Below are 21,022 nucleotides of genomic sequence, written 5' to 3'. Positions count from 1 at the left end.
AACCATAGTGGTGGGACGGGAGAACGAGATATTAAGGGCTTGGCCAAGCCAGCCCGGATGCCGGCAACTGCGCCACAGTGCCGTAGTGTTTGGGCTTCACGGTGGTCATCAATTGCTGGTAAAACGCCATCAGGGTTTGCGGATTACCGTAGCGGCCGGCAATGGTGACGTATTCGTCCTGGATCTGCTCGCGGGCATCCTTCAAGGCATCCATCAGCAACTTGGCATAGGCATGGTCATTCATGTGTGCGGCGGTTTGCACCGCATTGAGCAAATCGTTGACGATCAATTGCGCCAGTTCCAGGGCAATTACCGGTGCCGCTTCTTCGGCCCACAACTTGGCAATGCCGGCGTCTTCCCGCGCCAGGTTATGAATCATGGCTCCGATGGCATCCGGCACGGTTTGCATGAAGGCTTTTTCGCTATCGGTGATCTGGCCGCTGTTGGTCGAGAATTTGTAAATCAAACCGTTGCCGCTATTGGCCGAACCCAACAGGATGTCCATCACTCGCTGTTTCAAGCCGACCAGATTGACATTCTGGACAATGGGTTTGAGACATTGATCTGCATCGTGGCCATCCGAACAAGTGTACATTTTGACGGTTTGATAAGTGTTGCCGGCGTCGTTGCCGTACATCAAATCCTTGATCCGCAACACTGGCGGCGGCGCGCTGATCGCATTGTTTTCGCCTTTGCCATCGGGTGCGGCTTGCGGGGCATCGACGATCACCGTACCGGAAATACTCATTGCCGCTTCCAGCAAGCTGTTACCGCCGAACCGAAACCAGCCGCCGGCGTTCTGATTGACCAAGGCCCGCCAGACCAGATTACCTTGGATGATCTTGGTCATATCGGTCGGGTCATTCTGCTTGATCTGCTGTACCGGATCACCCAGGGTACTGGTATTAGTCCAACTGGAAAACACATCCGAAATGCCTTGGGTAAACGAGGCATTGGACAGATTGGTTTTGCTCTGCAGATCGAAGGCTTTGACCGTGTCGTTGACCAGGCCTTGCGCCAAACGGCAGGAGTTGCTGAACATCTGGTTCATTTCCTGGATTTTCTTTTGCAGGTCGGTCATCACCGACGCACACCAGGGACACATCGCACCAACCGCCAACTGAAACGCATAGCCTGCGGCGTTGCCGGCCACGTTGCGCAGCAATTGCACGAACTGGTTGAAGTTGATGAAACTGAAGCTGCCGCCAAACAAATCGATGCCTCCGCAACCGGCACTGAACGAGGGTGGCACGAACGACACCAGATTGGTGTTGGTGATACCGTTGCGCGCCACCAAGCTGCCACCGGTAATCACGCCACGACGCTGTCCCAAATGGGCGGTTGGCGCTGTAAAGTTGGTCATGGTGCCAAACATGCTGTCCATTTCCTGTTGCAGGTCGGCATAGGCTGGAACGGCACTTTCAACCAACAAAATCAACACTACGATCTGACGATAGCGTAATCGAAACGTAAACGACGTCATGGCGTGTTCCCCCTTTGCGCACTGCGTTGCAATGCCTGGATCAGTGACAGTGGATCTTGAGTGACCGCAGGGCTGATGCTACCGGCTGTCGGTAACAGCATTGGCGTATTGCGAATGCCCTGAGTGGTTTGGTATTGCGACGCATCGATCCATCCCGCTTCCTTGGCGGCCAGCAGAATCCGACCGGTAACTTCCTCTAACGACAAGGCGCCTTGCGCCAAGGGCACGATTTGCTTGGGCGGTTTCATCAGAAACAGCGCCGGTGTCTGTTCAACCCCCAACATCGCAGCCTGACCGTTATCCCGCTTGAACTGGCTAAAAAAGCCGTTCGGCATGGGTAATCCATCCAGCGACACAGGATAGATTTTGAAGCCGTAAGCGTTTTCCAGCATCGCCAGAATCGGCGCCTGGACATGGCAATAAGGACAATCGGACCGGAAGAAAAACAAAATGCCGGCTTGCGAGGCGATCGACTTCAAGGCCTGCTCAGCCACCACGCTGGCCTGATGATTGGCTTCATTGGCCGCATAGGTGGCCACCGGCCTGCGCACGGTTTCGTCGAGTTGCGGATCGGACATCACCACGTAACGCGCGGCGTTGGTAAAACGTTCGGCTTTATCCATCATCACCCGCTGCAGGTAATAAAACGCTGCGACATTTTCGGGACTCGGATCATCGATCGCCCGGTTCAGGTAATGCTCCAGGTTTTGCTTCAACCAGGCCGAGGACAGCGGTTGGGGTTCCGCAGAAGACTTGGATTGTGTTTTGGGTTCAATGTCAGCTTGAACGACGCTGGGCGGTTTGATTTCAGGCTTGGGTTTTTCCTGATCCGCTTGAATTTCGGGTTGCGATTTTTTAACCAGCTCCGGCAGCGCCTCATACCAAAACCAGCCGCGTTGCTTGTCTTCGAAATACGACGCAGTCGGTATGTCGACAGACGCATCCCTACAAACCGCCGATGTCGGCAGTAGCAGTACGAGCAAAAAGGGATGCAGAGCGTGTTTTGGGTTCATAGCTCAATTGTCTACGACACCCAAGACCTGGTCGTCATCGAAATCGCGATAATTTTGGCGATTTCGACAAAGCGGTCAAAAAAAATGCCCCTGTATGGCCGGCATCGACGAAACCGCCGAAATCATCCTCCTTTCGCAACCTTACCACGCGCCCGAATCTCTACAATTCGGTTCGGAGTTCTGAAATGTGCCGCAAAAACCTAACAATGCCTGGAAGGCTGAACGCCATGCGCAATCGGGCTTTAAGGGTTAGGCCCTGGCTATGACTACACACGGGAAAACCTATTCAGGGTTTTTGTTTAGAAGTCTGTATAGGTAAACACCATCGAAAATGTCGTGCCAGCACGAACCGGCAAGCCCATGGCCTCCATGGGTTAAAGCGCGGCGTGTTGGTATTAGGTCGTTCCCTCGATTTTTGACGTTGCCGGAAACATTGAATATTCATCATCAAGCTCACTAGGTTTTTTGCCGCGAAAAACCTGTGGTTAAGGATAGGTTTTTTACATGAATTCGTTAAATGCAGAGCACGGTGAATCGGCATTAGCCGATGAACGCGTGATTGAGTGGCTGGAAGCCCAAGTTGAGAGTTTGCATAGCCAAGCCCGTATGCTGGTCGATGATTATTGGCGACGCGTTAACCTGGAACGCAAAAAGCATCCGGCATCGCTACGCGGCAGAATGGGGGTACGCATCCGCCGCCGGGAAAGCGCTTATTCGTTCACCATCGAGTGGTTTCTGATCGCCTCGCTATCGATCGACGGCAAAACCAAACCGGTCACCCAGCACATCAAAAAGGGCAAAGGCTATCGCTATCCCTTGCAGCACATTCTGAAAAAAGAACCGGATTGGGAAGTCTCGCTTGTGGAGGAATTTGAAAACGAGTTTGTCGACCTACGCAAACAAATCGATTTATTGGGCAAGTTCCGCGATGCATTTCATCGCTGTCGGCAAAGTTTACGCGACGCTCTGGACTGAAAGTTATCCACAGGGGCGTAGCCCCTTATTAAGATTAAAAAAAGATTATAAATAGATTAGCACCCGATTTTTCAAGTCGTTGAAAATCGCTGCAGTCCACGCCGAACATGCCTTGCAGCGATTTCAAAAAATTGACCAAGCGTTAGTCGAATGCCGTGTGTTTTGTCAGCCGAATGCCGTGCTTTGCGTTAGCCGAATGCCGTGGGGTGTCAGTCGAATGCCGTTACCTTGTTAGCCGAATGCCGTGCCTCTGTCAGTCGAATGCCGTGTGCCCGTCAGCCGAATGCCGTGTCGGGGTGGCATCGACCGGGCTAAAAGTGCGTCAGTCGAATGCCGTGCCATTTTGGTTAATGTTGCCTGAGTTCGAGATGCCGTTTTTGCGTGGGTGTGGGTTGTTTTTTGACCTTGACGACATCCTCATCGATTTCAAAGTGCTCAATAGCGCCGATAGTGACCAAGGCCTGCAAGGCTTTACGCATCCGCAGTTTGAAGTCGCGGGGATTTTGGGTGCTACTGCCACTGAGTTGGTAAAGCGTTTGCAGTTTCAACGGATACGGTGCGGCATGCGACGACAGGAAACCATGCAGCCATAACGCCAGTGGATGTTTACGCAATTGCTGTCGCTGTTCGAATTCGATATGGGTGTAACCGTCTTCGAACAGTCGTAACATCGACTCGGTCAGTTCCACTACATAGCGCTGAGTGATTTCGTCGCGGTGGTAGCGCAGAAAGCCTTTTTCACCAAACGTCTGCCGACCGTGGTAGGTGATTTCGACGAAGGCGCCGCCTAAACGCGCCATCGATTCCTTCAACCATTCGTGCTGACTTTTGCCGGTCGATCGGCCTAACGCCATCAGCAGCGCGTGCGCACTGAAGGTTACGCTAAAGCCCGGCAATTGCATTCTGGACAGATGCACGATCTGCATCCAGACGTCCAGATCGGACTGATTGAGCTGAACGCCGAGATAACGGACTTCGATGCCCTCGACAGCCGCCAATAAGGTGCGCTTCTTGTATGCTATCCGCTCATTACCCTGCACACCAGCAAACAACGCACTGCGCAAACAGGCATTCGGCGTGCCGCGCATACCGGCTGGCCAACTGGGAAGTGTCGCTAACGGCTCCACGCGTCGGGGCTGGGCTTTCTTGCGTTCAGTCAATGACTGGAAGCGTTCGGTCAGATTGGTCAGTGACGTGACGGTATTTTGAGTCATACCCACCTCACTTTTTCAAACTGCGGGGATCGCAGTGCGTGGATGGCGAAGTCACCGGCGGTGGGTTTTGCTGGAGCATCTGGCGCTCTACGTCGGTCAGGTCCAGTTGATGATGACAGTATTTGCGCCAAGCCCGTTCCAGGGTCATGGGGTCGGGAGCTTCGGCGGTTTCATTTCTGACGAATTCATCAAGGGAGGAATCCGTTATGGTTGACTCTACCGGATCCTCGCGTCTGATCACATGTTCGATGGATGAGGTACACCATACCGAACCGCCCAAACGACTGGGCTGTCTTGCGTGGTCGAGGCGCCAGGCTAACTCGGCCGGTGGAACCAGCGATTCAATGACGGTTTCGCTGACCAGGTCATTCGGTGCGGATAAGGTACTACAGCCCATACAGAACAGGATGGGAATTAGTGTGCTAACGGGGGTGTTTCGGATACTCATGTCGTCTCCAGTCGATTTTTGAAGACTCAACACAGTAAGCATTATTTTTTAGGGCTCGTCATCGAAATCGCGATAATTATTGCGATTTCGAAGATGACCTCGAAAAAAAGTTAGGCATGATGGGTCGTCATGAAAACCCATCAATCTTCATTCCGGATACCTTGGCTGCAACGTTGGTTTGGCGTGAGTCAACCTGTGCCTGAGCCTTGCCCGGCCATCCAGGAAGACGAGATTCCCCGTTACCCGCCCTTCATGAAGGGGCTGCCGGCCGCGCCGGTGGCACGCATTCTCGGTACCCAAACCGAGCTGATTCAGACCATCGAACAGACATTGGCGTTACCGGAGGCGCTGTTTCAAAGCATCGTATTGCCGGTGATCGCGCGTTATGCCGCCTTCAGTCATCTGCTGCCGGCATCGGAGTCCCATCATCATCGAGGGGCTGGCGGTTTGTTTCGGCATGGGTTGGAGGTCGCGCACTGGGCGACTCTGGCCTCCAAGGACTGTCTGTTTGCTACCGATGCCACACCTAAAGTCCGAAAATCCCTGGAACTGCGTTGGCGACTGGCTGTGTGTTTTGCCGGGTTGTTGCATGACATCGGCAAACCGGTATCCGACATGGCTGTGATCGACCAACAGGGCGAACACACGTGGAATCCTTGCGATGAAAACCTGACGGATTGGGCTAACCAGCATCACATCGAGCGTTATTTTTTGCGCTGGCGTGAGAATCGGCATAAACGTCATGAACAGTTTTCGGCCCTGGTCATCGAGCGGGTTTTGACCCGCGAATCACGTGCCTTCATTCTGGAGCCAGGCCCTGAGATCATGCAAGCGTTGTTGGAAACCATCCATGGTCTAGATCGGGGTTCCAAATGCTATGCACTGGTGATGGACGCCGATTGCATGAGTGTGGAACGGGATTTGAAGGCCCACTACCACGGTTTGGAATCCGCGATGGGCATGCCGGTTGAACGCTACCTGTGCGATGCCATGCGCCGTTTGATTAAATCCGGTCAATGGCTGGCCAACGAAAAAGGTGCCAGGATTTGGCGATTCGAAGACGGTCTGTATATCGTCTGGCGCACCGCCGTTAAAGAAATCCTGAGCCTGTTGGATAAGGATCATATCCCCGGCATCCCGCGCGATGAAGATACCCTGGCGGATATTTTGATTGAACGCGGGCTCGCGATTCCAAAATCTCTACCCAACGGCGGACGGTTTCGTTATTGGCGTATGCAAACTGAGAGTCTGAATGGCAGCTTGTTCATGTTGCGCTTGGCCTCGATCGAGCTGGTATATAGCGGTGAACCGCCGGTCTCTTTGGTCGGTGCAGAAGTGAGGGATGAGACCGAGTCACCTGTTGCAGATCAAATCCCGTTAGTCTCCCAGTCTACGAGCGAACCTAACGTCAAGGTCGGCAAGCGGCGAAAAGTGAAGGCGCATGATAACCCGGTCAAAATAAACGCGGACGAGCCCAAAAGTGAACACGTCTCTGAACCGATCTTACCCGCCGATTTAGCGGCAATTTTGGCTATGGATGCGCTGGCAGACAGTGGCAGTGGGTTAAGCGATCATGCGGGTCTCGAGGTGGGAGAAATGGTCGATCCTCATCAAAACGACACCACGCCAAAATCGCCAAGCAGCGACTCGACAGGCGTGATTGAAGTCGAGTCAGACTCCCTTGCACCGAACAATACTCAGCAAGATCAAAGTGACGTGGCCCGACACTGGTTTGCCTCGCAAGGTCAAGCAGGGCACTGGCTGATTCAACTGGCTGCTATTGTCACGGCTGAACAATGGCGCTGGGGCACGGATATTTTGGAGGTGCAGCAACAGTGCTTGCTGAGTTTTCCCAAGACACCGGATGCACTCAAGCTGGAAGCCAATCAGTTTATTCGCGTCCTGGAGGAAAAAGGCTGGTTGGTGACCGATGTGCTTTCGCCTATGCGTAAGGTTAGAGAGATCCAGCAAGTCCGTGGCGTACTCCTCGCCAGTGAACCAAGCGGCATGTTCAAACAGCTTTTAGCCAACACGACTATGCCCAATGCCCATCGGCCTCAACTGACTGAATCGGAATTGTCAGGTCAGACACGGGAACAGAAGTCCGGACCCACGTCAGAAAATACCCTAAAGCGATCAACGGTTTCGTCCAGCAGACCCGCAACCAATCCGGAAGCGCCTCTCGATGCCAAACCCTTGCCGGATAACGCCACACCCAAGTCTGCTTCACTGGTACCCGACAACCCCGAGCACGTGAATACTAAGTATCCCAAAGCGAAATCGGACACGGTCGCCCACAAAAAGCAGCACTACCGGCAAGCCATCAAAATTTGGATGGATGAATTGCAACAAGCCTCCATGCGAACGGCAACGACTGGGGATGACCCCGCATGGCTTGAAGTAGACGAGCAGTCGATAGCGAATTTTCTGAATAACACACCTGGCTTGACCCGCACACAGTTAATGCGAGAACTTGCCAGTCATGGTGATTTCCGAAGTGTCGGTACCTGTTTACAACTGCGTCGCACGCCATGAAATCCGATTACGACTATCAGTTTCCCTGGCGGCCGATCTTCGAGGTGTATGCCATCTCGGGTTGGTTGGGCGGTGCCGGATTGGCGCATTTCATCAGCCGCTGGTCGGGCTTGCCGCGTGAGCCGTTCGATTGGTTGATGACGGCGTGCGGGGTGATGGCGTGTTGGCGATTGTCGCCGGCCTTGAGTCTTTGGTACCGAAAACGCCGATTGCGGCAGTTTCGGTTCCAATATCTGGATGCCGAAAAGCTGGTAGCGATGGTGAAACAGCATCCCGAAGCCTTGTGGTTCGGCTGGGGATTCGATTGGGTGCAAAAGCATGCGCAATTGGCCTATGAGATTTTGAAACGCGATGTCTCGACGCTGATTCCCAGCGATCATCAACGCATGGGCTCGGCCTGGATACATGGCCTGGAAGTGTCCGAAGGCGACATTCGTCAGCCCTTGCAGCATACCGCCGGCCATACGCTGCTGGTCGGTACCACCGGTGCCGGTAAAACCCGCGCCTTTGATGTGTTGGTCACTCAAGCCGTGTTGCGTGGTGAGGCGGTGATCATCATCGACCCCAAAGGTGACAAGGACTTGATGGCCTGCGCCAAACGGGCCTGCGCCTTAGCTAAGCGCCCTGATCGCTTCGTGTATTTCCACCCGGCGTTTCCAGAAGACAGCGTGCGTCTGGATCCCTTACACAATTTCAACCGGCCTTCGGAAATCGCCAGTCGCATCAGCGCCATTTCACCCAGCGAAAGCAGTAACGATCCCTTCAAGGCCTTTGGTCAAAAATCCCTGGATAACGTGATTCAGGGTTTGATGGTGATCGAGGAACGGCCAACCCTGGTCAAACTGCGCCGTTACCTGGAAGGCGGTCCTTCGACACTGGTGATTCAAGCCTTGGAACGCTATTTCGACAACAACCTGGGCCATTGGCGACACGAGGCGCGACCTTACCTGAAGAATGCCAAGGACATCGATTCCAAAGCGTTGGGATTGGTGCGGTTTTACCGAGAGGTCGTGCAATATCAATTGCCGAATCTGGATTTGGAAGGCTTGTTGTCCTTGTTCGAACACGACCGAGCGCACTTCAGCAAGATGGTCGCCTCCTTGATTCCGATCATGAACATGTTGACCTCAGGTTCCTTGGGGCCTTTGCTGTCACCGAATCCGTACGATGTGGATGATCTACGGCCGATTACCAATACTGGCCACATCATTGAAAAGGCTCAGGTCGCCTATATCGGTCTGGACTCGTTATCGGACGGCATGGTGGGTAGCGCCATTGGATCGATTCTGTTAGCCGACTTGGCCGCTGTCGCCGGCGATCGCTACAACTACGGCGTCTCGGATAGACCCGTGAATGTGTTTGTCGACGAGGCGGCGGAAGTCATCAACGATCCCTTCATTCAGGTGTTGAACAAAGGCCGCGGCGCCAAAATCCGCTTGTTCATCGCCACCCAGACCTTTGCCGATTTTGCGGCCCGCACAGGATCCCAGGACAAAGCGCGGCAAGTGCTAGGCAACGTCAACAACCTGATCGCGCTGCGAATCATGGACAGCGAGACTCAGCAGTACATCACCGACAATCTGCCGAAGACGCGGTTGAAGTACATCATGCGCACTCAAGGTGTCGCCACCAGCGCGACCAATCCCACGGTGTTTTCCGGCAATGTCGGCGAACGCTTGATGGAAGAAGAAGGTGATTTGTTTGCGCCGCAGTTACTCGGGCAACTGCCGGACTTGCATTACATCGCCAAGTTATCCGGCGGCCGCATCGTCAAAGGCCGATTGCCGATACTGTGGTCGGCACATGACCGCCAAGGTGCGAGCTCATGACCCGCAATTTGTTGTTCAGCCTGATGCTTTGGCTACTGGAAGTGATCCTGGTGGCCAGTTTCGTGTCGGACCGATGGACGCGTGAACTGCAGCGCGCCGAAGACCGGATGATGATTGGCTATTTTGGCGCCGATAAAGAATCACAGATCAGCCATACCGCGCAACACTGGTTTGACCGTTTATTCGTCAGCACAGGTATTCGAGACAGCGTCTTCCGCTATTTCATCCCCACCGAGCGCGAGCGGCAGATGTCCAAAGGCTTCGAGGATGTGGGGCGTAACGATTTGTTTCCCTTTATTGAAAGCCGGCTCAACGTGCTGTGGGACACGATCTTTCAAATGATCAAGCGCCTGACCACGGCCTGCATCTGGTTGCCGTACCTAGCAGCCGCATTGTTGCCGTTTGTCGTCGACGGACTGGTGCGGCGCAAAATCAGCCAGACCAACTTTGATTACCCCAGCCCCATGGCGCATCGCTACAGTCTTTATTTGATTCTTGGGGCGTTGTATCTGCTGCTGGTCAGTTTGACACTGCCGTTTCCGATTCCACCGCAAGCCGTGCCGGTGGGCGTTTTTGTCGTGGCTTACGCCGTCAACGTGTTGTTGGCCAATACGCAAAAGCGGGTGTAGGTGTGCCATGAATGTCATCTGTTTTCTGCACGGCATGATCAACAAACATCCGGCGCATAACCCCAAACTTTTTTTACCCCTCAACCTCAACACAACCCAGGAGCATTATCATGTTAAACCGTTCTATTAATGACACCGCTACGTCGGATCTTTTGGTTAAATACATTACGTTAACCGCTAAGAAAGTCGCCCTGAACCCAACGTCGCCTGAGCTCGATTCACTTTTTCGAGCGTTGATTGAGTCCTGTATTGCAAATGGCCAGGACGATATTTTGGTAAGCGCTTTACGACAAGCGGAAGGTTTGCACGTATTTTCGATATTAAATGAGCGTATTGTTTCGCTCGCCGAACGGATTCGGGTGAGATTGCCGTCTATGCCGAATGCAGAGTCGATCGTATTCGCCATTCCGATGGTCATCAAGCCCCATTCTGAAAAGGCTTTACCTAAGCGTATTGAAGACCCCCGAACGCATTAGACAATTGCTTCAAAGCCATGGGCTGATCAACGATAGACAAGCCCTCGCCATTCACGACGAATTATTCAGCCTTGAAGACATCAACTGGTTACCTAGCCAAATTCGCCAGCTCAACCAGCAATTGATCGAGCAAGCCGAAGGCGAAATTTCAACATCGGAATCACGCCGTTCTTTTGGTATGAAGCCCTCGGAGAGTCCGGAGGAGCACCTCATTTTGCGCTTCCTGGTGGGTGTGGTGATTAGCGATCAGGCATCAAACCCTCTTTTTTGTGAACAGTCCAAATCGGATGCCTTTGGGGGATTTGCCGAAGAATGGTCAGTAGCCTTTGAAGACGAGATGGATGAACAAACCGGTCACAACATCTCGGCGGTTGAAAAACCCAATCGGCTCAGTATTGCCGCCTCGCGCGGGATTCATTTACTCAATGAGATTGATATCTTCTATAAGCTAAATATGAAAGCCCAAGATTATCCCGTGTCAAAAGTCCTGCTCAGTAAACACGGTGTCGATGGCATACCCACGGAAATACGGGCGGCTTTTTTTGATCGTGAAAAAGAATTGTCAACCGTTTACGTTTGGCCGCTCTTGACAACCGATGACGCTAAGTCGGTATTCGAAGACATCAACGGGCTACTGACCAATCTCAATATTCCCCACGTGATTGACAACAATCTTCTTCCTGCCATCGAATTCACCGGAAACTTCGATCACTATTGTGAATCGATGTCCAGGCAATTGGAACCAGAGGAGCCTCAAACGTTCTTTATATGCTGAGTCATACCGTTAGCGAACGATGACCAATTCTCGCCAATCGGTGGTGTAGCGTTGTGAAATGCGTTCGGCTTTGGGTTTCCAACTGTTATCGAAGCCCGATGACGCGATCGTGACCGCTTTGGGGAATCGTCGATTGATGGTGTCCAAGGTTTGCATGAGGATGGCGTTATCGGGCGGCGTACCCTCGCAGCTCAAGTCGAAGAGATCGAACTGCGAGGGCGATGCGGCAGGGCGAATTGCGCTCAGCTGGACACCGCATTTTTGATAACTAAAGCCAGGTTTGTAGATGGCTTTTAAGCTCGACAGCGCGACGCGAATAATCGTGCGGGTATCCTGGGTGGCCGCATCCAACTTAACGGTTGCCGATCGCTGGTACTGAGGATCTTGAACGGCAAACGGATTTGTGCGAATAAACACACTGACGCAACCAGTCACTGACTGTTGTCGGCGTAGTTTTTCCGCCGCTCGGGTACAGTATGCCGACAGGGCTCGACTTAACTCCTCCAACTCTGTCAGTTTGCGACTAAACGACCGTGAACAGACAATTTGTTGTTTGTCCGCTGCGACGTCTTCCAAATCCAGGCAGGCCGTACCGTTCAGCTCAATGACCGTGCGGGCGATCACGACGTTGAATTGTGCCTGGATGGTTTTAGGTGACTGGATAGCCAAGTCCCAGACGGTTTGAATGCCCAACTGATTAAGACGTTTTGTGGTTTGCCGGCCAATACCCCAGACTTCATCGACAGAAACGATTTTCATCAGTTTTTTCCGACGAACGGGGTCTGTAAGGTCGAGGACACCGCCGGTTTGCTTCCATTTCTTGGCGGCAAAGTTAGCCAGCTTGGCCAGGGTCTTGGTTGGTCCCATACCCACACACACCGGAATGCCAGTTTGCCGAGCAATCGTATTGCGGATACGTTGGCCATAGGACATGGGATCTTGATAACAAGGGTACACGCCGGTTAAATCCAAAAACGCTTCATCAATGGAATACACTTCCATGCGCGGCGTAAATTCTTCCAGCAAACTCATCACCCGCGCCGACATGTCCGCGTACAAGGTATAGTTCGACGAAAACAGTTGGATTTGATGCTGATTGACCAAGTGCTGCACCTGGAATAAAGGCACACCCATTTTGATGCCAAAATCTTTAACCTGCTGGCTACGCGCCACCACACAACCGTCGTTATTACTGAGCACCATGACCGGTTTGTCATTGAGGTCCGGCCGGAACACTCGCTCGCAACTCACGTAAAAATTGTTACAGTCGACAAGACAGATGCGTGCTTGTTCCGTCATGATCAGACAGGGTGGATGACATTGGTGACCGTCCCCCAGAACACGGTTTCCAGGTCCTCGTTCAAGGGAATATCAGGATACGCCGGGTTTTCGGCCTTCAAACACCATTGGCCGTCAGTAACCATCAGGCGCTTCACCGTCAATTCCCCATTGACCGCGCAGATCACGATCTTATCGGGCATCGGCTCCTTGGAACGGTCGACCACCAGAATGTCGTTGGGATGAATGCCGGCACCGAGCATGGAATCGCCTTGGGCGCGCACAAAAAAAGTCGCCGCCGGCTTTTGAATCAGCAATTCCTCCAAATCCAGGGTCTTTTCCACATAATCATCGGCCGGCGATGGAAATCCCGCGGCCACTTTGCTGATGAACAGCGGCAGTCGTCGTTTTTTTTCCGGCTTGGCAAGATGAAACCAATCCAATCCGTCACGGATTGGGGGTAACGGTTGTGAGGGGTTGAGGATCGAAAATGGCAATGATTCGGTCATGGGCATCACGGTGGCTTACAAAATATTGATGGCATAAGACTACCATCGAAAACGCAAACGTTCTATGATTGTTCTCAATGTAATTGAACCGTATTTCTGCCGCATGAGCGCCGTAACCCGAAAACAACAGGCCATTTTGGATTTCTTGCTGGACAACCAGGCGCAGTTTCCACGGCCACCGTCGTTGAATGAACTGTGTCAGGCACTCGGCTTGAGATCGCGGGGCTCGTTACATTTGACCCTAAGGGGATTGATCGAGGCCGGTTTTGTTGAAACTATGGGGCACAAACATCGAGGGGTTCGCTTGACGGAAAAGGCCTTCGCATTGCGTGAATCTGGCCAACATCGGCCTCACGCGTTGCCCTTGGTAGGCAGCATTGCCGCCGGCAAACCGATCGAAGCGATTGAGCATACCGAATGGGTCAATGTCCCCGATCAAATTCGCACCGAACAATCCTGTTATGTGCTCAAAGTTAAGGGGGATTCCATGATTGAAGCAGGCATACTGGATGGCGATTGGGTGATCATCGAACAACGCAGTTACGCCGACAACGGTGACATTGTCGTCGCGCTCATCGACAATCAGGAGGCTACCTTGAAATATATCGAGCAAACAGGGGATGAGGTGTTTTTGATTCCCGCGAATTCCAGCATGGAAGCCATGCGTTTCCATCCATCGCAAGTCAGCATACAAGGCGTACTGGTGGGCCAGATGCGCAGTTACCGTTAGGACTGGACTATGCAACCATTAGCCTTTGTGGACCTGGAAACCACCGGTGGTTCTGCCACGAAAGACCGTATTACCGAGATCGGCATTGTCCTGGTGGATGACGATGGCGTGCGGGAATGGAGCCAACTGGTACATCCGCAAATGCGAATTCCGTTGTTCATCGAACAGATGACCGGCATCAGCAACGCCATGGTCGAAAACGCACCCAGCTTTGAACAAGTGGCCAAGGACGTGGATGCCTTATTGCAAGGCCGGCTGTTCATTGCCCACAACGCTCGCTTTGATTATGGCTTCCTGAAAAATGAATTTAAACGGGTTGGCCTAGTGTTTAAACCCCAGGTGTTATGCACGGTCAAATTATCGCGGGCGCTTTATCCGCAGTACCACCGGCACAATCTGGATAGCCTGATCGAACGCCATCAGTTAACTGCCAAGGAACGCCACCGCGCTTTAGCAGATGCCCAACTGATTCATCAGTTCTGGCAACATGCCCATCAGCAATTTTCAGCCGATGCCATCGAAGCTACGGTAAAAAACCTGGTGCAGCGCTCCAGCCTGCCGTCACAACTGGATCCGAATCTCGTCCATGAATTGCCGGAAGGCCCCGGCGTCTATCTGTTCTATGGTGAAAATGACTTGCCGCTGTATATCGGCAAAAGCATCAATATCCGCCAGCGAGTCCTATCGCACTTTGCCGCAGACCATCGCCACACCAAGGAAATGAGTTTGTCGCAGCAAACCAAGCGTATCGACTGGATCGAAACCGGTGGTGAACTGGGTGCCTTATTGACCGAAGCTAAACTGATCAAACAAATGACACCCGTGCATAACCAACGGTTACGGCGTAAAAATGCACTGTGTGCTTGGCAACTCGAGCAAAAACAGGAGCAACTGTTGCCGCGTCTGACCTGGGCAAACGATCTGGATTTCGGTTCGCAGGATAATTTGTATGGCTTGTACGGTAATAAACGGGATGCCGAAAAAGCACTTCGCAGTTTGGCTGAACAACATCAGCTTTGTCTGGGAATACTGGGCCTCGAAAAGATCGGCAGCGGCAAACCGTGCTTTGCGCATCAACTGAAACGCTGTCGGGGCGCCTGTGTCGGCAAGGAATCCGGATTGGAACATGCCACGCGATTATTGACCGCCATGAGCAAACTCAAACTGGCCAGTTGGCCTTACCCCGGTGCCATCGGCGTTCGCGAGGAAGACGATTTGCACGTGATCGATCACTGGTGTTATCTCGGCACGGCGCACAGTGATGACGAAGTCCACGCATTGCTGGAGCAAGGCAGATCGGCATTTGATCGCGATACCTATATGACCTTGGTCAAGGCGTTAAAGAAAACGCAGGTCGTGCATTTATGCTCGAGTCCAACCCATGAATCTATTCGCAGGAGACATTATGATGCCTGAATCAACTGCACGTCGCTTGAACCCTAAAAAATTGCTGTTGAGTAAATGGACTGCCGCACTGCCCAAAAACAAGGAAAAGCATTTTCTGGTCACCCAGCTAATCAAGCCCGAATGGCCGGATGCGCCTATCGAACACATCGAGCTGGAAGCAGTGTATTCGCGCCGCAGCTTTATCCTGCCCTGGCGTGACCTGACCGATACCGGGCAATGGTTACAAGGTTGGCAGTAAACCAGAGTGGATTAGAAAAGCATGTGCGGAAGATTTCAGCTAACAGCCTCACCTGAAGAGATTGCTGAACATTTCCAACTCTCGCGCCTGCCAAAATTCCAGCCCAGCTTCAACATCGCCCCTGCACGCAAAATCCTCTGCATTGTCGAGTTGGAGGACAAATCGCTAAAGGCGGTGAATCTGTTCTGGGGCTTGGTGCCGTCCTGGTCCAAAGACACCAAAAACAGCCATCACCTGATCAATGCGCGTGCCGAAACGATTCGAGAAAAACCATCGTTTCGCACCGCGTTTCATAAACGTCGTTGCCTCATCGTCGCACGGGGATTTTATGAGTGGCAGAAGATGGAATCCAGTAAACAGGCTTTCCATATTCATCGGCAGGACAATCAGCTATTCGCCTTCGCCGGTTTATGGGAACAGTGGCAACACGAAGTCGAAACGCTTTATTCCTGTACGATCATTACCACGGCAGCTAATGAGCTAATGCAACCCATTCATGAGCGCATGCCAGTGATCATGCCGGCAGGGTGTTATCACGACTGGCTCAACATAACCTCTACTACCGATGGCGCCTATGACTTACTTGAAAACTCAACTTACGCCAATATGGTTACAACGCTGGTCGGCGATTGGGTGAATAATCCTAGACACGACGATATTCGATGTATTGAGCCAAAAGTGAGTAGAAAATCATGAGCCGCTTTTTGAGATATGGCAGATTTTGCTCTAACAGAGACTATGCTTCTATCGCTTCAATGCAGAATGAAATGACAATTTGATCCGAGGAGCAGTCCGTGACGAAACGGGTAATTTTCTGTTTGCTAATAATCCTGGCCGAATCCGCCACAGCAGCGATTGGGGGCGGTGACAACATCGATTTCGCACCTCTCCCCAATGAGTTTTGCAATGACGATGCTCGACAAAAACATAAAAACCTCTTGAGTCAATACCCCAAAGACGAAGGAATCATCAATCTCTACGCCTATTTCATTGGGCTTTGCCAATTGGCGGCCGATGGAAACATATCGGAGCATGACGCCAGCATTTTTTGGGCAGAACAGCGAGACGCATTACTTCAAAAACGGCAAACACTAAAAAAATGACGCTGGTTTGGTGAAATTGTTGTTAATGATCTGTTCGACGCTACCGACCCCAAGTTGACATTTGAAGCATTGCGCTCAATGTCGGGAGGGCTTCAAATAGCAGCCATTCAACGCCCAGCTAAGGGGCGCGCAGCGAAGCGGAGCGTCCCTTTGAGCGACAGGTTATGCGGTGAAGCGACAGTTAGCATTAAAGCTCTCACAAAAAACCTCCGCGAACCGCGCGATCTCTGAGAGAGGCCACCCATTCATTTTTTGGATTTTCAAGGCAATCAGCGATTGGCCAACTTGGCGCAGTTTCAATCAGATGAAGAAGTGACCAAGCAAAACCGTAACAGCTGTCGGGCGGACCAAACAGCAAAACAAGGTTTCTTGCTTCCTCATCCGATACCGGTTTTTTGATGGCGCGAAGCAAACCCTCCGCCTCGCGCAGATACTCCAACGAAGCCTCTGCCTCGGGTGGCAATCGTCCAAGATCAATAAGTTGCTTAATTTCAGGCCGCATAACGTCTGGCATAAGGGGCGCGCTTTAGCGCGTCCCGCTTGATGGATGGGTTGGGCCACAGCTTAGACATTTAGAAGACTTTCATCGAACCAAACCTCGGTTTGCGCCGGCGCCAATAAAACTCGCCAACCAGGCGCAAGACCCAGGAAGGGCAACAAGTCTGGGCAATGCTCAGCGAGATGGGAGACATGCAAGGGTTTGAAGAAATCGCTGTTTTGCGATAGCTCCGTGCCGCCCCAGATGTACCAACCACAGGTTCCGTTTTCCGGGGTGTGGCGGAGTGCGTTAAGCGGAAGCGAGCCGAGAGATTCAAGCGCTAAGCCGACTTTTTGCGATGGCGCGGGCGGGACAAATTCTGAGCCATAGCGAGAGCAAATGTCTTGTGGAGAAAGCGACGTGGTCATGATGCCCAACGCGGAGTTGAGGGGCCCGCTTTAGCGGGTCCCCTCGAACGAAATGTTATGCAAAGCGTCACAGCGGTTGCCACTTTTTATACTTCTTTTCTTGCGCCAATTTCGCTGCACTTGATATGTCTTGGCGACTCGATGATAAGCAGCTTGATATGAAATTTTCTAGCCGGGTACCTTCCCATCCTGGCGCAGCAGCTAGTACCCAAAGCCGCAGATGATGGTTCACTTCATACTTTTCTGCGAAATCAATGATCTGCTCGATTTCATTTGAGGAGGGGACGAGGTGCAACATGGCCACAGCCCGCAACCCGCCGTTTATTAGCATTTCGTTTCCCTGACGGATCAGGTCGAATACTGCCGATACATCATTGGATCCTGAACGCGAGAGCCTGATGATTGCGTCTCCGAGAGCCATGTAAACCATCGTTGCTTCAAACGGACGCTCTGAAAGGCTCTTAAGATATGGCAGCGCTTCTTTATAGCCACACTCACCAAGCGCCATGACCATTTGATACTGCGTTTCCCAAGTGCGCGGGTCTTCAACTTCTCTATTGAGGGCCGTAAGCAATGCAGGCCCCGCAGCAACATTTTTTAGTTTTCGAAGCTTCTTAGCAGCAGACCTTCGTTTGGCTGACTTTGTGTCTTCAAGTTGTTTGATTAGTTCTTCCATCACGACTCTTTCCATGACGCATAACGCAGAGCTAAGGGGCGCGCAACGAAGCGGAGCGTCCCTTTGAGCGCAGAGTTAGGGATGCTTAGATAGCTCATCCAGTTTTTCTCCAATATCAACACGATTCGGGTTCTCCAGTTGGGCCTTCTTGAGTGCTTCAATTGCTTTCTTTCTTAGCCCGTAGGCCAGATAAACCTCTGCTTCTGCAATTGGATCAGCTTTTTGATTCTTGCGTTTGGGGTACTTGATTCGTTGCCAAACCGTCAGGCCGAGAAGAGCGATAGTGAATATTCCTGCAAGTACTAGCCCGGCGAGTTGTGAGTTTTGAACAGCCATAGTCACCCTAACGTTTGAGGTAAGAGGCGCGCGGTAGCGCGTCCTGCTTAACCGACGGGTTATGCGTCATTGTGCAAGCCATAGCCATAAGCGGGCGAATGGTAATGCTAGCAGTGCAACGATGCAAAAGAGCATGAGGTTCAACGGAATAGCCATGAAGAGTGATCCACTTGCTACAGCTACAACCAAGGCAACAATAACTGAAAGAATGGCAAGCCATATTCGAAGTAGCCTAGAACCGGAACTCAAAGTTGTAAGGTGCTTGAAAAATTCAAACAACGTATTGAATGTATCCGACAGGTCTTTGCTTGGTGCTTCGCTCATATTTGTCCTAATTGGCTAACGTAAAGCTAAGCCGACCGCTGGAGCGAAGCGGAAGCGGGTCGGCTTAGCGTTTTGTTAGGCAACGTGCGTTACTCTTTTCATTCGACGGAACCGCGATGCGTTTCGCCTTAAGGGTTAGGCATTTTAATCATCCCCCCATACAGGAGAACTGGGACCATCATATGGTTCAAGGTTTAGGCAATACTTTGCGGTAATTCCATTGTGGCTAGGGAAAACAAGATGTTTAATTGAATGAACCTTATATCTTTTGGGATTTTCGCCTGAATGGATGATGCCCACACCGTCCAGTCTTTCCCAACCCAAATCATCAAAGCGATCACCAACATTGACCGGTATGAATGGAGTAACGGATTCCATACGGGCTATTGGTTTATGCTCGCCTGAAGTATCACACAGTTCAAGTATGTATTTTGTAGCCATAACTAACGCCTAACAAGTTATTAGATAGTTCCGTATATCTACCATAAAAGCTGCGCTGCGCCAATAAATTTGTGATTAGCAAGGATTTTTCCTTTCTGTATATCATTCACACTGTATCCAAATCAGCTTTGGAGGTTGCCATGATAGCCGTTCCCGCATCTCTTAGTCAGGCATTTGAAACACAACTCAATCAGCGCAATGTGCCCGACCAGCAACGGCGCGATTTTCATAAGTGGTTTCGGTTTTATCTGGACTTTTGTAACAAGTACGGAGCAAACTCAAAGCTCACCGCAAGCTTTGCTCCATTTGACGAAAAGTTGAAAAGTAAAGGTCAGTCTGAAACACAACGACAACAAGCTCGCCGAGCCGTAGCCATCTATTACCGCATGGTCGGCGCGATTAAATCGCCAACAACACCCTCCAGCGATACGTTACCTGATCAGTCATTAACATCGAAGCGATTAGCTGAACCCTATCAGAGTCCTGTCAACCAGACCGTTACGACACCATCCGTACCAGAAACCACGAAGCCTTCTCCTGTCGACGAGTCGCCAAAGTTAACCGGTGCCAGTTGGGTGACGGTGTACGAACAACTGCAAGCCGCTATCAAGGTTCGTCATTATTCAAACAAAACTTGGCAAGCGTACCGTTACTGGTTGCAGCAATTTCAAACCTACACGAAAAGCAAAGATGCCCGTTTGTTGGACATGGATGATGTGAAAGCTTTTTTGAGCCATCTCGCCATGAATAAGCAGGTTGCCGCTTCCAGTCAGAATCAAGCTTTCAATGCGTTACTGTTCTTGTTCAAACATGTATTGCTAAAAGAATTCGGAAAAGTCGAGGGTGTGGTGCGGGCCAAGCGTCGTCCTTATATTCCTGTGGTGTTATCGCGCCCGGAAGTTGATCGAATTATCGGTTTGTTGGAACCGCCTTATGATTTGGTCGCCAAGCTGTTGTACGGTTGCGGCCTGCGCCTGTTCGAGTGCCTGAAACTGCGGGTGCAGGATTTGAATTTTGACCTGCAAGTGTTGACCGTGCATGACGGCAAAGGCCTGAAGGATAGAACGCTGCCGATGCCGGCAATGTTAACGACCGAATTGGCGGCGCAGGTTGAACGAGTTGCTGCCCTGCATGAGCAGGATTTGGCGGCGAACACCGCCGGTGTTTTCTTGCCCAAAGCGCTGGATGGCAAATATAAAAACGCCGCCAAGGAATTTGCCTGGCAATGGTTGTTTCCGGCAAAATCGCTTACCTTGGTTCCTTCCACTGAAGAGTACCGGCGCTGGCATTTGCACGAGTCCCATGTGCAACAAGCCCTTAAACTCGCGGTGCGCAGAAGCCGAATTGCCAAACGTGCATCGGCGCATACGTTTCGACATAGCTTTGCCAGTCATCTTCTACAAGCCAACGTCGATATTCGTACCATTCAAGAACTATTAGGCCACAGTGATTTGCGAACGACCATGATTTACACGCATACCGTGCCTAGTCGGACGATCAAGGAAGCGAAAAGCCCGCTGGATTTCTGAAGCTAAACCGTCGGCGGCAATGTGCCAGTTTGCAGTCATTCCTCAATGATTGTTCTGTGGCCGCTTGTGGCCGATCGCGTTGGATCTCGAACAGATCAAAGCCAATACAAATTTCAAACTTTTTTTGCCCAATTAACGAAATCGCAATAATTATCGCGATTTCGAAAA

24 protein-coding genes are annotated in these 21,022 nt (G+C 51.7%); 12 read left to right on the top strand and 12 right to left on the bottom strand.

Annotation, left to right across the window (positions count from 1 at the left end):
- Positions 1-31 precede the first annotated feature (31 nt).
- Complete coding sequence (locus tag ACR02O_RS23085; protein WP_494522513.1) at positions 32-1,483, bottom strand: conjugal transfer protein TraH; 1,452 nt, start codon at positions 1,481-1,483, stop codon at positions 32-34.
- Complete coding sequence (gene traF / locus ACR02O_RS23080) at positions 1,480-2,496, bottom strand: conjugal transfer protein TraF (RefSeq protein WP_494522512.1); 1,017 nt, start codon at positions 2,494-2,496, stop codon at positions 1,480-1,482. Before traF ends, ACR02O_RS23085 begins: the two co-directional genes overlap by 4 nt.
- 504 nt (positions 2,497-3,000) lie before the next feature.
- Here traF and mobI point away from each other — a divergent pair.
- Positions 3,001-3,471, top strand: a complete 471-nt coding sequence (gene mobI / locus ACR02O_RS23075; RefSeq protein ID WP_494522511.1) for a conjugative transfer protein MobI(A/C) — start codon at positions 3,001-3,003, stop codon at positions 3,469-3,471.
- 347 nt (positions 3,472-3,818) lie between these two features.
- Here mobI and trfA read toward each other — a convergent pair whose 3' ends face one another.
- A complete protein-coding gene (trfA, locus tag ACR02O_RS23070) occupies positions 3,819-4,685 on the bottom strand; it encodes a plasmid replication initiator TrfA (RefSeq protein ID WP_494522510.1) in 867 nt (288 codons plus the stop codon).
- Positions 4,686-4,692: 7 nt separating this feature from the next.
- A complete protein-coding gene (locus ACR02O_RS23065) occupies positions 4,693-5,133 on the bottom strand; it encodes a hypothetical protein (RefSeq protein WP_494522509.1) in 441 nt (146 codons plus the stop codon).
- 129 nt (positions 5,134-5,262) lie between these two features.
- On the opposite strand from ACR02O_RS23065, the gene mobH reads away from it, so the two are divergent.
- From mobH to ACR02O_RS23040, 5 genes are all read left to right on the top strand, one after another.
- Positions 5,263-7,668, top strand: a complete 2,406-nt coding sequence (gene mobH, locus ACR02O_RS23060) for a MobH family relaxase (RefSeq protein WP_494522508.1) — start codon at positions 5,263-5,265, stop codon at positions 7,666-7,668.
- A complete protein-coding gene (gene traD, locus ACR02O_RS23055; RefSeq protein ID WP_494522507.1) occupies positions 7,665-9,497 on the top strand; it encodes a conjugative transfer system coupling protein TraD in 1,833 nt (610 codons plus the stop codon). Before mobH ends, traD begins: the two co-directional genes overlap by 4 nt.
- On the top strand, positions 9,494-10,126 hold the full coding sequence (locus ACR02O_RS23050; protein WP_494522506.1) for an IncC plasmid conjugative DNA transfer DtrJ family protein: 633 nt from the start codon (positions 9,494-9,496) through the stop codon (positions 10,124-10,126). Before traD ends, ACR02O_RS23050 begins: the two co-directional genes overlap by 4 nt.
- A 110-nt stretch (positions 10,127-10,236) precedes the next feature.
- Complete coding sequence (locus tag ACR02O_RS23045) at positions 10,237-10,602, top strand: hypothetical protein (RefSeq protein ID WP_494522505.1); 366 nt, start codon at positions 10,237-10,239, stop codon at positions 10,600-10,602.
- Positions 10,580-11,377: a hypothetical protein gene (locus tag ACR02O_RS23040; RefSeq protein ID WP_494522504.1), complete on the top strand. Its 798-nt coding sequence runs from the start codon at positions 10,580-10,582 to the stop codon at positions 11,375-11,377. Before ACR02O_RS23045 ends, ACR02O_RS23040 begins: the two co-directional genes overlap by 23 nt.
- A 9-nt stretch (positions 11,378-11,386) precedes the next feature.
- Here the strand turns inward: ACR02O_RS23040 and ACR02O_RS23035 are convergent, their stop codons facing one another.
- Positions 11,387-12,676 (bottom strand): Y-family DNA polymerase, encoded by a 1,290-nt coding sequence (locus ACR02O_RS23035; RefSeq protein ID WP_494522503.1) that lies wholly within the window; start codon positions 12,674-12,676, stop codon positions 11,387-11,389.
- A 2-nt stretch (positions 12,677-12,678) separates the two neighbouring features.
- A complete protein-coding gene (locus ACR02O_RS23030; RefSeq protein ID WP_494522502.1) occupies positions 12,679-13,164 on the bottom strand; it encodes a LexA family protein in 486 nt (161 codons plus the stop codon).
- Positions 13,165-13,267: 103 nt separating this feature from the next.
- On the opposite strand from ACR02O_RS23030, the gene lexA reads away from it, so the two are divergent.
- The 5 genes from lexA (at position 13,268) to ACR02O_RS23005 (ending at position 16,642) form a co-directional block, all read left to right on the top strand.
- A complete protein-coding gene (lexA, locus tag ACR02O_RS23025; protein WP_494522501.1) occupies positions 13,268-13,894 on the top strand; it encodes a transcriptional repressor LexA in 627 nt (208 codons plus the stop codon).
- 9 nt (positions 13,895-13,903) lie between these two features.
- Positions 13,904-15,310, top strand: coding sequence for a 3'-5' exonuclease family protein (locus ACR02O_RS23020; protein WP_494522500.1), 1,407 nt, complete (start codon positions 13,904-13,906; stop codon positions 15,308-15,310).
- Positions 15,300-15,539, top strand: coding sequence for a TIGR02450 family Trp-rich protein (locus tag ACR02O_RS23015; RefSeq protein ID WP_494522499.1), 240 nt, complete (start codon positions 15,300-15,302; stop codon positions 15,537-15,539). Before ACR02O_RS23020 ends, ACR02O_RS23015 begins: the two co-directional genes overlap by 11 nt.
- Before the next feature lie 21 nt (positions 15,540-15,560).
- Positions 15,561-16,235: an SOS response-associated peptidase gene (locus tag ACR02O_RS23010; RefSeq protein ID WP_494522498.1), complete on the top strand. Its 675-nt coding sequence runs from the start codon at positions 15,561-15,563 to the stop codon at positions 16,233-16,235.
- A 98-nt stretch (positions 16,236-16,333) separates the two neighbouring features.
- Positions 16,334-16,642: a hypothetical protein gene (locus ACR02O_RS23005; protein WP_494522497.1), complete on the top strand. Its 309-nt coding sequence runs from the start codon at positions 16,334-16,336 to the stop codon at positions 16,640-16,642.
- Between the two features lie 196 nt (positions 16,643-16,838).
- Here the strand turns inward: ACR02O_RS23005 and ACR02O_RS23000 are convergent, their stop codons facing one another.
- The 6 genes from ACR02O_RS23000 to ACR02O_RS22975 all read right to left on the bottom strand — a co-directional run bounded on the left by ACR02O_RS23000 (position 16,839) and on the right by ACR02O_RS22975 (position 19,325).
- Positions 16,839-17,156, bottom strand: coding sequence for a hypothetical protein (locus ACR02O_RS23000; RefSeq protein WP_494522496.1), 318 nt, complete (start codon positions 17,154-17,156; stop codon positions 16,839-16,841).
- Between the two features lie 50 nt (positions 17,157-17,206).
- Positions 17,207-17,548, bottom strand: a complete 342-nt coding sequence (locus ACR02O_RS22995) for an immunity protein Imm33 domain-containing protein (protein WP_494522495.1) — start codon at positions 17,546-17,548, stop codon at positions 17,207-17,209.
- A gap of 67 nt (positions 17,549-17,615) precedes the next feature.
- Positions 17,616-18,227 carry a HEAT repeat domain-containing protein gene (locus ACR02O_RS22990; protein WP_494522494.1) on the bottom strand — a complete coding sequence of 204 codons (612 nt, stop codon included), beginning with the start codon at positions 18,225-18,227 and terminating at the stop codon, positions 17,616-17,618.
- 72 nt (positions 18,228-18,299) lie between these two features.
- A complete protein-coding gene (locus ACR02O_RS22985) occupies positions 18,300-18,560 on the bottom strand; it encodes a type IV pilus assembly protein FimV (protein WP_494522493.1) in 261 nt (86 codons plus the stop codon).
- 66 nt (positions 18,561-18,626) lie between these two features.
- Positions 18,627-18,884: a hypothetical protein gene (locus ACR02O_RS22980; protein ID WP_494522492.1), complete on the bottom strand. Its 258-nt coding sequence runs from the start codon at positions 18,882-18,884 to the stop codon at positions 18,627-18,629.
- Positions 18,885-19,028: 144 nt separating this feature from the next.
- Positions 19,029-19,325, bottom strand: coding sequence for a hypothetical protein (locus ACR02O_RS22975; protein WP_494522491.1), 297 nt, complete (start codon positions 19,323-19,325; stop codon positions 19,029-19,031).
- Between the two features lie 140 nt (positions 19,326-19,465).
- Here ACR02O_RS22975 and ACR02O_RS22970 point away from each other — a divergent pair, with 140 nt between their 5' ends.
- The gene (locus ACR02O_RS22970) at positions 19,466-20,854 is read left to right on the top strand and encodes an integron integrase (protein ID WP_494522490.1); all 1,389 of its coding nucleotides are present in this window, start codon (positions 19,466-19,468) and stop codon (positions 20,852-20,854) included.
- The last annotated feature ends 168 nt before the right edge of the window (positions 20,855-21,022 follow it).

Source organism: Methylomonas sp. PHL2-19, assembly GCF_059331595.1.
Note: the sequence above shows the minus strand (reverse complement) of the source record. Positions and strands in the feature narration are given on the sequence as shown.

Excerpts from the sequence above, each read along its gene's own strand:
- ACR02O_RS23085 (WP_494522513.1), bottom strand. The coding sequence starts at position 1,483 with ATGACGTCGTTTACGTTTCGATTACGCTATCGTCAGATCGTAGTGTTG.
- traF (WP_494522512.1), bottom strand. The coding sequence starts at position 2,496 with ATGAACCCAAAACACGCTCTGCATCCCTTTTTGCTCGTACTGCTACTG.
- mobI (WP_494522511.1), top strand. The coding sequence starts at position 3,001 with ATGAATTCGTTAAATGCAGAGCACGGTGAATCGGCATTAGCCGATGAA.
- trfA (WP_494522510.1), bottom strand. The coding sequence starts at position 4,685 with ATGACTCAAAATACCGTCACGTCACTGACCAATCTGACCGAACGCTTC.
- ACR02O_RS23065 (WP_494522509.1), bottom strand. The coding sequence starts at position 5,133 with ATGAGTATCCGAAACACCCCCGTTAGCACACTAATTCCCATCCTGTTC.
- mobH (WP_494522508.1), top strand. The coding sequence starts at position 5,263 with ATGAAAACCCATCAATCTTCATTCCGGATACCTTGGCTGCAACGTTGG.
- traD (WP_494522507.1), top strand. The coding sequence starts at position 7,665 with ATGAAATCCGATTACGACTATCAGTTTCCCTGGCGGCCGATCTTCGAG.
- ACR02O_RS23050 (WP_494522506.1), top strand. The coding sequence starts at position 9,494 with ATGACCCGCAATTTGTTGTTCAGCCTGATGCTTTGGCTACTGGAAGTG.
- ACR02O_RS23045 (WP_494522505.1), top strand. The coding sequence starts at position 10,237 with ATGTTAAACCGTTCTATTAATGACACCGCTACGTCGGATCTTTTGGTT.
- ACR02O_RS23035 (WP_494522503.1), bottom strand. The coding sequence starts at position 12,676 with ATGACGGAACAAGCACGCATCTGTCTTGTCGACTGTAACAATTTTTAC.
- ACR02O_RS23030 (WP_494522502.1), bottom strand. The coding sequence starts at position 13,164 with ATGACCGAATCATTGCCATTTTCGATCCTCAACCCCTCACAACCGTTA.
- lexA (WP_494522501.1), top strand. The coding sequence starts at position 13,268 with ATGAGCGCCGTAACCCGAAAACAACAGGCCATTTTGGATTTCTTGCTG.
- ACR02O_RS23020 (WP_494522500.1), top strand. The coding sequence starts at position 13,904 with ATGCAACCATTAGCCTTTGTGGACCTGGAAACCACCGGTGGTTCTGCC.
- ACR02O_RS23015 (WP_494522499.1), top strand. The coding sequence starts at position 15,300 with ATGATGCCTGAATCAACTGCACGTCGCTTGAACCCTAAAAAATTGCTG.
- ACR02O_RS23010 (WP_494522498.1), top strand. The coding sequence starts at position 15,561 with ATGTGCGGAAGATTTCAGCTAACAGCCTCACCTGAAGAGATTGCTGAA.
- ACR02O_RS23000 (WP_494522496.1), bottom strand. The coding sequence starts at position 17,156 with ATGCCAGACGTTATGCGGCCTGAAATTAAGCAACTTATTGATCTTGGA.
- ACR02O_RS22995 (WP_494522495.1), bottom strand. The coding sequence starts at position 17,548 with ATGACCACGTCGCTTTCTCCACAAGACATTTGCTCTCGCTATGGCTCA.
- ACR02O_RS22985 (WP_494522493.1), bottom strand. The coding sequence starts at position 18,560 with ATGGCTGTTCAAAACTCACAACTCGCCGGGCTAGTACTTGCAGGAATA.
- ACR02O_RS22980 (WP_494522492.1), bottom strand. The coding sequence starts at position 18,884 with ATGAGCGAAGCACCAAGCAAAGACCTGTCGGATACATTCAATACGTTG.
- ACR02O_RS22975 (WP_494522491.1), bottom strand. The coding sequence starts at position 19,325 with ATGGCTACAAAATACATACTTGAACTGTGTGATACTTCAGGCGAGCAT.
- ACR02O_RS22970 (WP_494522490.1), top strand. The coding sequence starts at position 19,466 with ATGATAGCCGTTCCCGCATCTCTTAGTCAGGCATTTGAAACACAACTC.